Source organism: Actinomadura soli (assembly GCF_005889715.1).
Taxonomy (GTDB): Bacteria; Actinomycetota; Actinomycetes; order Streptosporangiales; family Streptosporangiaceae; genus Spirillospora; species Spirillospora soli.
Genome location: NZ_VCKW01000077.1, coordinates 21,931 through 32,262, shown reverse-complemented (window position 1 = coordinate 32,262; position 10,332 = coordinate 21,931). Strand labels below are relative to the sequence as shown.

At 69.8% G+C, this 10,332-nt stretch carries 9 protein-coding genes; 5 read left to right on the top strand and 4 right to left on the bottom strand.

Features of this window, described 5'->3' with window-relative positions:
• The 4 genes from ETD83_RS17015 to ETD83_RS17000 form a co-directional block, all read left to right on the top strand.
• Positions 1-771, top strand: a 771-nt coding sequence (locus tag ETD83_RS17015; RefSeq protein ID WP_171064260.1) for an acetate--CoA ligase family protein, incomplete at its 5' end; no start/stop codon positions are given.
• On the top strand, positions 771-1,931 hold the full coding sequence (locus ETD83_RS17010) for an acyl-CoA dehydrogenase family protein (protein ID WP_138646106.1): 1,161 nt from the start codon (positions 771-773) through the stop codon (positions 1,929-1,931). The genes ETD83_RS17015 and ETD83_RS17010, both read left to right, overlap by 1 nt.
• Positions 1,932-1,979: 48 nt before the next feature.
• Positions 1,980-3,095, top strand: a complete 1,116-nt coding sequence (locus ETD83_RS17005) for an ABC transporter substrate-binding protein (RefSeq protein WP_138646105.1) — start codon at positions 1,980-1,982, stop codon at positions 3,093-3,095.
• A 34-nt stretch (positions 3,096-3,129) separates the two neighbouring features.
• Positions 3,130-3,927, top strand: a complete 798-nt coding sequence (locus ETD83_RS17000; protein WP_138646104.1) for an SDR family oxidoreductase — start codon at positions 3,130-3,132, stop codon at positions 3,925-3,927.
• A gap of 4 nt (positions 3,928-3,931) precedes the next feature.
• Here ETD83_RS17000 and ETD83_RS16995 read toward each other — a convergent pair whose 3' ends face one another.
• The 4 genes from ETD83_RS16995 to ETD83_RS16980 form a co-directional block, all read right to left on the bottom strand.
• Positions 3,932-5,719: an ABC transporter ATP-binding protein gene (locus tag ETD83_RS16995; RefSeq protein WP_138646103.1), complete on the bottom strand. Its 1,788-nt coding sequence runs from the start codon at positions 5,717-5,719 to the stop codon at positions 3,932-3,934.
• On the bottom strand, positions 5,716-6,591 hold the full coding sequence (locus ETD83_RS16990; protein ID WP_138646102.1) for an ABC transporter permease: 876 nt from the start codon (positions 6,589-6,591) through the stop codon (positions 5,716-5,718). Before ETD83_RS16990 ends, ETD83_RS16995 begins: the two co-directional genes overlap by 4 nt.
• 82 nt (positions 6,592-6,673) lie before the next feature.
• Positions 6,674-7,681: an ABC transporter permease gene (locus ETD83_RS16985; protein WP_138646101.1), complete on the bottom strand. Its 1,008-nt coding sequence runs from the start codon at positions 7,679-7,681 to the stop codon at positions 6,674-6,676.
• A gap of 47 nt (positions 7,682-7,728) precedes the next feature.
• A complete protein-coding gene (locus tag ETD83_RS16980) occupies positions 7,729-9,117 on the bottom strand; it encodes an ABC transporter substrate-binding protein (RefSeq protein WP_171064258.1) in 1,389 nt (462 codons plus the stop codon).
• 512 nt (positions 9,118-9,629) lie between these two features.
• On the opposite strand from ETD83_RS16980, the gene ETD83_RS16975 reads away from it, so the two are divergent.
• Complete coding sequence (locus ETD83_RS16975; protein ID WP_138646099.1) at positions 9,630-10,313, top strand: GntR family transcriptional regulator; 684 nt, start codon at positions 9,630-9,632, stop codon at positions 10,311-10,313.
• The last annotated feature ends 19 nt before the right edge of the window (positions 10,314-10,332 follow it).

The window sequence follows — 10,332 nt, the reverse complement described above, 5'->3', positions numbered from 1 at the left end:
GCCGGGACGCGCCCCGCCCCGCGCGCCGTCGCGCTCGCCGGCGAGCCGCGTCCACCGGCGAGCGCGACGGTCCCCGCCCCCGCCACCGGCCCGGAGATCCGGCGGCGCGCGGCCGAGATCCTGACCGGCCGGGACGGAACGTTGTCCGAGGCCGACGCGAAACACCTGCTGTCGGTCTACGGCGTGGCGTCACCGCCCGGCGAGGTGGCCGCCGACGCCGACGCCGCCGCCAAGATCGCCGGGCGGATCGGCTATCCGGTGGTGTGCAAGGTCCACGCCGCCGGGGTCGCGCACAAGTCCGACGTCGGCGGCGTCGAGGTCGGCCTGGCGGACGAGAACGCGCTGCGCGACGCCGTCCACCGGATCAAGGAGCGCACCGGAACGGCGAACGAGGTGCTGGTCGAACGCATGGCCGGGCCGGGCGTCGAGCTGATCGTCGGCGGGCGCAACGACGCCGCCGGGTCGCTGGTGGTCATCGGCGCGGGCGGCGTCCTCACCGAGCTGCTGGACGACGCCGCGGCCCTGCTCTGGCCGTTCGGCCCCGACGACGTGAAGGCCGTCCTCGGACGGCTGAGGATCGGCGCCCTGCTCGGCGGGCTCCGCGGCGCCGAGCCCGCCGACGCGGGCGCGCTCGCCGCCGCCGCGATCCAGGTCGGGCGGCTGCTGGCCGACTTCCCGGAGATCGCCGAGATCGACGTCAACCCGCTGCTGTGCCGCCCCGACGGCTGTCTGGCGCTCGACGCGCTGATCGTCCTCGCGAAAGGAAACTGATGGACTTCGCGATTCCCGACCATCTCGTGGAGTTCCGCGAGACGGTCCGAAAGTTCACCGAGACCGAGCTGATCCCGCACGAGGACCACGTCGAGGAGCACGACGGCCTCCCCGAGGACGTCGAGCGGCGCATCCGCGAGCGGGCCGTCGCGATCGGGCTGAACTCGATGGGCATGCCCGAGGACATCGGCGGCGGCGGGATGGACGTCCTCAGCCAGGTCCTCGTCACCGAGGTGCTGTTCCGTGCGGCGGGCGGCGTCGCCGAGACCGTGCCGACCACGCCGAGCGTCCTGCTGGCCTGCAACGACGAGCAGCGCGAGCGGTTCCTGATCCCGTGCGTCCGCGGGGACGTCCAGTGGTGCTTCGCGCTGACCGAGCCCGACACCGGGTCGGACGCGGCGGGCATCCGCACCCGCGCCGAGCTCCGCGACGGCTCCTGGGTCATCAACGGCCGCAAGCGCTTCATCAGCCACGGCGACACGGCCGACTTCGCCATCGTCTTCGCGCTCACCCACCCCGACCGCGACGAGGACCGCATCACCGCGTTCCTGGTCGAGAAGGGCACCCCCGGCTTCGGCGTCGGGCAACTGCACAAGACGATGGGGCATCGCGGCTACCGGCAGGCGGAGCTGGTGTTCGACGACTGTGCCGTTCCCGAGGCGAACGTGCTCGGCGAGCCCGGCCGCGGCTTCAGCCTCGGCCACGGCGCGCTGAGCAACGGACGCATCATGACGGCCGCGCGCTGCCTCGGCCCCATGGCCCGGCTCATCGACGACGGGATCGAGTGGGCGAAGCAGCGCGTCCAGTTCGGCCGCCCGATCGCCGACTACCAGGCCATCCAGTTCATGCTCGCCGACTGCGCCACCGACCTGCACGCGTCCCGCCTGATGACCTACGAGGCGGCGTGGGCGGCCGACCGCGGCGCGGCGCCCAAGATCGTCCACGCCAAGGCCGCCACCGCGAAGCTGTTCGCCACCGAGGCCCTCGGCCGGGTCGCCGACCGGGTCCTGCAGATCTTCGGCGGCACCGGCTACATGAACGAGACGTACGTCGAACGCGCCTACCGCAACGCCCGCATCGAGCGGATCTGGGAAGGCACGTCCGAGATCCAGCGCATCATCATCGCCCGCAACCTGCTCAAGCGAGGAATGTTCCGCTGAGGTCACCACCCTGATCCCCGCGCCCCACCCCGAAGAAGGACGATAGCCATGAAGATCCCCGGAAGATCACAGAGTTCCCCGCTCGCGCGCCACGACGTCCTGCGCCGCGACATCCTGCGCGGCGGCGTCCTGCTGGCGGGCGGCCTCGCCGCCGCGCCGCTGCTCAGCGCCTGCGGCGGCTCCGGCGGGAGCGGCGGCAGCAAGAAGGTCGTCGTCGCCGACTGGGGCGGCGCCCTCGTCGAGGCGGAGAAGAAGTACATCTTCGAGCCGTTCAGCAAGGAGACCGGAATCGAGGTCGTGGTGGCCGGGCCGCCGACCCCCGCCAAGATCAAGGCGATGGTCGAGACCGGCAACATCGAATGGGACCTGATCGCCGGCGGCCCCAGCACGGTCCTGCCGATCGGCCGCAAGTACTTCGAGCCGCTGCCGGACAAGCTGCTCAACATCCCCGGCATCGACCCGACCTACGTCGACAAGAACTGGCTCACCTACTACCTGTTCTCGATCGTCATGGCCTGGAACACCTCGGTCGTCGGCGCCGGGAAGAAGATGGAGAGCTGGGGCGACTTCTGGGACACCGGCAAGTTCCCCGGCCGCCGCTCGCTGCGCGGCGCCGACAACGGCGTCCCGCCGGACATGGAGTTCGCGGTCCTCGGCGACGGCGTCGACATGAAGTCGGTGTACCCGATCGACGTCGACCGCGCGTTCCGCAGCTTCGGCAAGCTCAAGCGGAACGTGCCGCAGTGGTGGACGTCCGGCGCCCAGCCGGGCCAGATGCTCGTCAGCAAGCAGGTCGGTGCGTCCAGCATCTTCTCCGGGCGCATCGGCGAGCTGAAGAAGAAGGGCGCGCCGCTCGAGTTCACCTGGAACGGCGGCATGTTCCAGCTCGCCGCCTGGTCGGTCGTCAAGGGCGCGCCGAACAAGGAGAACGCCTTCAAGCTGATGGAGTTCTCCGTCCGCCCGGACATCCAGGCGAGCGTCTGGAGCAAGTACCCGAACGGCCCGGCCAACTCCAAGGCCCTCGACCTGATGGACAAGGAGTTCGCGAAGACGCTGCCGTCGCACCCCCAGAACGTCGAGGTGCAGTTCCTCCAGGACGCCGAATGGTGGGGGAAGAACCGCGACGCCGTCCTGAAGCGCTTCCAGGAATTCGCGAAGTCCTGACTTCGGAGACCCGACGCACCACGAGGAGAACGCAGTGGAATCACTGGCAGGCCGCGCCTACCTGGTCACCGGAGGCGGCACCGGCATAGGCGCGGCCACCGCCCTCCATCTCGCCGGCCTGGGTGCGTCGGTCACCGTGCTGGGACGCCGCAAGGAGCCCCTGGACACGGTCGTCGACGAGGTGAAGCGCCAGGGCGGCGACGCCCTGGCGCACCCCGCCGACGTCCGCGACCCGGACGCCGTGGACGCCGCCGTCGAGACCACCCTCGACCGCTTCGGCCGGATCGACGGCCTGGTCAACAACGCCGCGGGCAACTTCGTCACCCCGGCGGAGAAGCTGTCACCGAACGGCTGGCGGGCGGTGGTCGACATCGTCCTCAACGGCACCTGGAACTGCACGTCCGCCGTGGCCCGCCGGTTGATCGACGCGGGCCGTCCGGGCTCGATCGTCAGCGTGATCGCCACCTACGCCTGGACGGGCCACCCCGGCACCGTCCACAGCGCCGCCGCGAAGGCAGGCGTCGTGGCGATGACCCGAACCTTGGCCGTCGAGTGGGCCCGCTACGGCATCCGCCTCAACTGCATAGCCCCCGGCCCCACAGAAACCGACGGCGCGGGCAACGCCCTCTGGGCCACCCCAGAAGACCGGGACCGGGTCCTGTCGTCCGTCCCCCTGGACCGCTTCGCCACCGCCCCCGAGATCGGTGACCTGATCGGCCTCCTCCTCAGCGACCGGGCCGCCTACATAACCGGCACGACCCTCACCGCAGACGGCGCCCAGTCCCTGGGCCCCCAGATCTACGGCCCGCCCGTCGCCGCCACCCGGACGTAGAAGGTCATCCGGGGAGGTCGCTCGTCTCGGGGTCGGGGCGGTCCACCTCCAGCGTGTCGGCCAGGAGGCCGCGGGTGTAGGGGTGTTGCGGGTCGATGAGCACCGACTCGACCGCCCCGGACTCCACGACGCGGCCCTGGCTCAGGACGACGACGCGGTCGCCGATGCTGCGGACGACGGCGAGGTTGTGGGTGATGAAGATCATGCTCAGGCCGTCGTCCTGGAGCGTCCGGAGCAGCTCGACCACCGAAGCCTGGACGGAGACGTCGAGGCCCGAGGTGACCTCGTCGCAGATCAGCAGCGAAGGGTCGCAGGCGAGAGCGCGGGCGATGGCCACCCGCTGGCGCTGGCCGCCCGACAGCTCGGCGGGGTAGCGGTCCGCGAGCCGCCACGGGATCTCCACGCGCTCCAGGGCCTCCTGGGCCTTGGCGCGGGCGGCCTTGCCCCGATCTCCGTAGAAGTGCTTCAGCGGCACCATCACCGCGGTCGCGACGGTCTCGCGGGGGTTCAGCGAGCCGTAGGGGTTCTGGAAGACGTACTGCATCCGCTGCTTGACCTCTTTGGACCGGTCTCGCAGGCGCGGCGGAAGCGGCTTGCCGTCCATCACGAAGGTGCCGGAATGGTCCTCGTGGAGCCCGATCAGGCAGCGGGACATGGTCGTCTTGCCGCTGCCCGACTCGCCCACGACCGCCAGGCACTCGCCGGGAGCGACGTCGAAGGACATGTCGTAGAGGACCTGCGTCCGGCCGTAGGAGGCGTCCAGGTTCCGCACGCTGAGGACGGACGCGTCGCCTTCCGCCCTGCCCTCGGCACTGTGCAGGGGCTCCTTGACCAGCATCGTCTGGTTCCGCCGGACGTGGTCGACGCGGACGCAGCGCGCCGCGCCGCCCGTGGACGTGGCGACCAGCGCGGGCGCGGACTCGCGGCAGCGGTCCTCCACGAACGCGCAGCGGTCCGCGAACACGCAGCCCTCGAACTCGGCCCCCGGCGCCGGCGCCCGGCCGGGGATGGAGACGAGCGGCAACCGCTGGCGCGTCGACGGCACCGACTCCAGCAGCGCGATGGAGTAGGGGTGCGCGGCGGAGAGCAGGACCTCCTCGCGCGACCCGGTCTCCAGGATCTGCCCGGCGTACATCACGGTCACCAGGTCGCCGACGGTGCCGACGACCGCGAGGTCGTGCGAGACGAAGACGGCGGCCATGCCGTTGTCGGCGCAGAGGCGGGCGACCATCTCCAGGACCCGCGCCTGGGTCGAGACGTCCAGGCCGGTCGTGGGCTCGTCGAAGACGATCAGTTCCGGGCCCTTCGCCACGGCCATGGCGATCGCCACCCGCTGCTGCTGGCCGCCCGAGAGCTCCTGCGGGTGGCGGCGCAGGAACGCGTCGTCCGAGGGCAGGCCGACGGTTTCGAGGACCTCGCGGATCCTCGGGAGGTTGTCCTTCTTGGTGCCGAGCATCCCCTCGGTCAGCTGGGTGCCGATCCGCATCGCCGGGTTGAGCGCCGTCGCGGGATCCTGGGGCACGAAGCCGATGAGCTTCTTGCGCGCCTCGCGCAGGTCGTTCGGGGCGAGCGCGAGCAGGTCGACGCCGCCGACCACGACCTTGCCGCCGGTGATGTTCGCGCCGCGCTTGGCGAAGCCGAGCAGCGCGAGCGCGACCGTGCTCTTGCCCGACCCCGACTCGCCGACGAGCCCCATGACCTGGCCGCTCTCCAGGCCGAAGGACACGTCGTCGACGATCACGCTGCCGTCGTCGAGCGCGACGGTCAGCCCGGTGACCTCGACCGCCTTCATGAACGAGCCCCTTCGGTGCGGCCGATCACGCGCGCGGCGCCCTCGGCGAACAGATTGCCCCCGATGGTGAACAGGGCGACGCAGGCGGCGGGGATGATGACGGCGAGCGGCTGGATGGCGAGGCCGTCCTTGTTCTCGCTGACCATGAGCCCCCAGTCGGCGGCGGGCGGCTGGACGCCGAAGCCGAGGAAGCTCAGCGAGGCGAGCCCGACGACCGACCACATGAGCCTGAGCCCGATCTCCACCATGAGCGGGGACGTCACGCTCGGCAGCACCTCCCGCATGAGGATGTGGCGGGACGGCAGCCCGATCGTCCGCGCCCACATGACGTGCTCGCGCCGCATCACCGGACGCGCCGCGCCGCGCATCACCCGCGCCATCCCGGGCGTGAGGCCGATCGCCACCAGGATCACCAGCAGGATCCGGCTCGGCCCGACCATCGAGACGAACAGGATCGCCATGATGATCGTCGGGAAGGTCAGCAGCACGTCGACGACCCGCATGAGGAGCGTGTCGACGATCCCGCCCGCGAAGGCCGCGACCAGCCCGATGGTGGTGCCGAGCGTCACGCCGCCGGCCGTGGCCGCGATGCCCATCCAGGTCAGGTTGACCCCGCCGCTGAGGATGCGCGAGACGATGTCGCGGCCCAGCGAGTCGGCGCCGAGCAGCAGCCCGTCGCCCGGCGACGCGTACGGCTTGGCGATGACCGCGGTCGGCGAGTGCGGCGCGAGGAAGGGGCCGACGATCGTGAAGAGGATCATGCCCAGCAGCATGATCAGGCCGAGCCGGGTCTGCCGGGAGGTCAGGACGCGGCGGGTGAGATTGCTGGGCGGAGCCTGGGCCCCCTGCTCCCGGGGTCGCGTTCGGATCATGGCCGCACGCTCCTTCGTCTTTCGGCGGGCGTCTTTCGGCGGGCACGCGTCTCCGCGGGACCGTCTTTCAGCGGACTCGTCATCAGCGGGACTTGTTCAGGGTGCCGAGCACGTCGGCGAGCTGGTTGAAGCAGAAGAACGCGACCGCCATGAGCATGATGATCGCCTGGATCATCGGCAGGTCGTGGCCGGCGACGGCGTCCACGAGCGCCGAGCCGATGCCCGGATACGCGAACAGGTACTCGATCACGACCGAGCCCGCGATGGTGAACGCGGCCATGATGCTCGCCGCCGGGATGCTCGGCGCCAGCGCGTTCGGCAGCGCGTGCCGGAACAGGATCCGCCGCATCGGCAGGCCCTTGATGATCGCGAGCTGCACGTACTCGCTCTCCAGCACGTCGATGAAGGAGACGCGCACCAGGCGGGAGAGGTAGGTGACCCCGACGAGCACCATGACGGCGAGCGGCATCACGAGCTGCCGCGGATGCTCCCAGGGCACGTCCCCCGGGGGGATCAGCGAGACCGGGGGGAGGACCTTGAAGACGACGGTGCCGAACAGGGCGATCACGAGGCTGCCGATGACGAAGTCCGGCGTCGCCGTCACGATGAGCGAGGTGCCGAGGTAGGACCGGTCGAGCAGCCTGTCCCGGAAGACGGCCGCGAGCAGGCCGACCAGGAGGGACAGCGGGAGGATGAGGACCATCGCGATCGCGGTCAGCGTCGCGGAGTTGAAGATCCGCTCGGCGAGCAGCTCGGACACCGGCTGCCCGCTGACCAGCGAGTCGCCCATGTCGCCGGTGAGCACGCTGCTCAGCCAGTTCCAGTACTGGCTGAGCAGCGGCTGATCGAGGCCCAGGTTCTGGTTCAGCTGGGCGACCTGCTCGGCGGACGCACTCGGCCCGAGGATGATGTGCGCGACGTCCCCGGGCATCGCCTGCGTCGCCACGAAGACGATGACGGAGACGCACCACAGGGTCACCAGGCCCGTCAGCGCACGCCGGGCGATGAGCCACGGCAGGGCGGACCGCTGGGAGGGGCCCGGGGTCGGGGCGGCCTTGACCGCGTTGTCGGTCGTCGTCTCAATGGCCATTGCAGCAATCCCGTTCCACGTGTCCGCCCGTCGTCCGCCCTACCTGCTCACTGATCCATGCTGACCTTGGTGAAGTCGTACAGGTTCCCCGAGGGGAACTCCGGCACGAGGCCGCTCACCTTCGAGGAGTACACGCTCACCGTGGGGTTCGTCGCGGTGAGGATGCTCGCGCCGCGCTCGTGCTCGATCTTCTTCATCTGCTTCTGGATCTCGCACTGCTCCTGCGCGTCGGCGGTGGCGTAGAGCTTCTTGGCCAGCGACTTGAACTCCGCGTCGTCCCAGTGGTTGTGGTTGAGCACCGCGTCGCCGCTGATCATCTCGGGCACGCCCTCAAGGTAGGGGCGCGTGTCGTAGCCGGTGTAGAACGGCCACTCGCCCCACTTCTCCAGGTAGGCGCCCAGCTCCATCTTCTGCACCTTGATGGTCACGCCGATCTTCTTGGCTTCCTCGGCCAGGATCTGGACGAGCTGCAGCATGCCGGGCTTGTTCGCAGCGGTGCGCAGGTCGATGGTGAGGTTCGACTTGCCCGCGTCCGCCAGCAGCTTCTTGGCCTGGTCGAGGTTCTGCTCCCGCTGGGGGACGGCCGGCAGGCAGCGGTCGAAGCCCGAGTGGTCGTTCGCCAGCTCCCCGAGGCCGTCGAAGGCGTTGGTGAGCGCGAGCTTGCGGTTCACGATCAGCCGCATCGCCTGGCGGACGCGGACGTCGTCGAACGGCGGGGTGTCGGCGCGCATGCCGATGGAGACCTTCAGGTTCACATCGCTCTTCATGACCTTCAGGCCCGGCGTCTTCTCGATCGTCGGGAGCGAGGTCTGGAGGATGTTGGAGCTCGCGTCGATCTGCCGGCCGATCAGCGCGTTGGTCGAGGCCTCCGCGGTCTTGAAGCTGATGATCTTGACCCGGTCGAGCTTGGGCTTGGTGCCCCAGTAGCCGTCGTACCTCTTGACGAGCGTCTCCCGCCCGGCGGTGAACGAGACGAGGCTGAACGGGCCCGTCCCCATCGCCTGCTCCGGCTTGGACCCCTTCTTGTAGAAGATGATGTTGCTGTTGGTGACGGCGAACTCGAACGGCCCGTACGGCTTCGGCAGCTTGAACCGCACCGTCAGGTCGTCGACCTTCTCGATGCCCTTCGGGTCCATGAAGTCGATGTAGTTGCGCTCGATGAGCGCGTTCTTCTTGTCGAGGACCCGCTGGAAGACCGCGATGACGTCGTCGGCGCCGAACGGGGTGCCGTCATGGAACTTGACGTTCGGGCGGAGCTTGACGGTCCACTCCGTGTTGTCCTTGTTGTGCGTGATGCCGGTGGCGAGCGCCCACTGGTAGCCGCCGTCCTTCGTCCGGTGGGCGAGCGGCTCGAACATGGTCGCGTTGCGGACGTAGAAGTCCTGCGACCTCAGGTTGGAGTAGGCGTCGAGGGTGGAGATCGTGCTGGCGACCACGCCGACACGGAGCGTCCCCCCGGAACTGCCCCCCGATCCCTCGGACGACTCTCCGGAGCATGCCGCCGCGAGGCTGACGACCATGGCGGAGGCCACCACGGCCGTGAGTACCCGGGGACGGCTCCTCTGCCCCTTGCCAACCAATCGACTCAACATCCTTCCTCCTTAGGGAAGACGCTGGTGCGGGTGCGATGGGAGCTCTTGCCCGGGAACGAGGTCGGTGGGTGCGCCCTGGGGTGCCTTGCTCCGCGAACGTGGTGAACAGAAGGTCGTTCTGTCCGATCAAGTCTGGCGAGTTTGTATGACGTACTAGGCAAGTTTGTATGACGTACCAAAGCAGACGTACTATGCCACGTCAATATCTAAACCGGACAAGGTGTGCTGAGTTGTCCCCAGCGGCCGCGTCTGACCAGCGATTTAGGCGTAGGGCTACCGTGCCGGTGCGCTCCGTGGAGGTTGACCCCGTTCAAAGCGTATGACTAACTTACGTCATACAAAATCGAGGAGTCAGCATGTCGGAGCCCGGACCGGACCTGCGGATCGACCGCCCTGCGGAGACCGTCCCGCAGCTCGTCGTGCGCAGGGTCCGGGAGGCCATCCTCGAAGGCACGCTGTCCCCGGGCCGCCGGCTCACCGAGCGCGAGCTCATGGAGCTCACCGGCGTGAGCCGGACCTCGATCCGCGAGGCGGTCCGCCATCTCCAGACGCTGGGCCTCGTCGAGACGTCGGGGCGGCGGGGCGTGCGGGTGGCAGTGCTCGGGAGCGACGACGTCCGGCAGCTCTACGAGGTGCGCGCGGCGCTGGAGTCCGAGGCCGCGTCGCTCTTCGTCCAGCGCGCGACGGACGCCGAGGTCCTCGAACTGGTCAAGCTCACGCGGCCGGGCAAGAGCGAGGACGACCAGCTCTCCTCGATCCACCGGGTCGACGAGCTGCTGCTGGCGGGGGCGCGAAACGCCCTGCTGGAGGCCACCCTCGCGCCGCTGCACGCCCGCATCCACGCGCTGCGCCGCCTGTCGCTCAGCATTCCCGGGCGCCGGGAGAGATCCGCGCAGGAGTATCTCGACCTCGTCGCGGCGATCACCGACCGGGACGCCGACCGCGCCGCCCAGCTCGCCCGGTGCCACGTGGACGCCGCGAAGGAGGCGGCGCTCGCGGCCATCGCCAAGCTGGAAGAAGAACGAGCCTCGGGAGCATGACGGCCCCGGGCGGACGCCG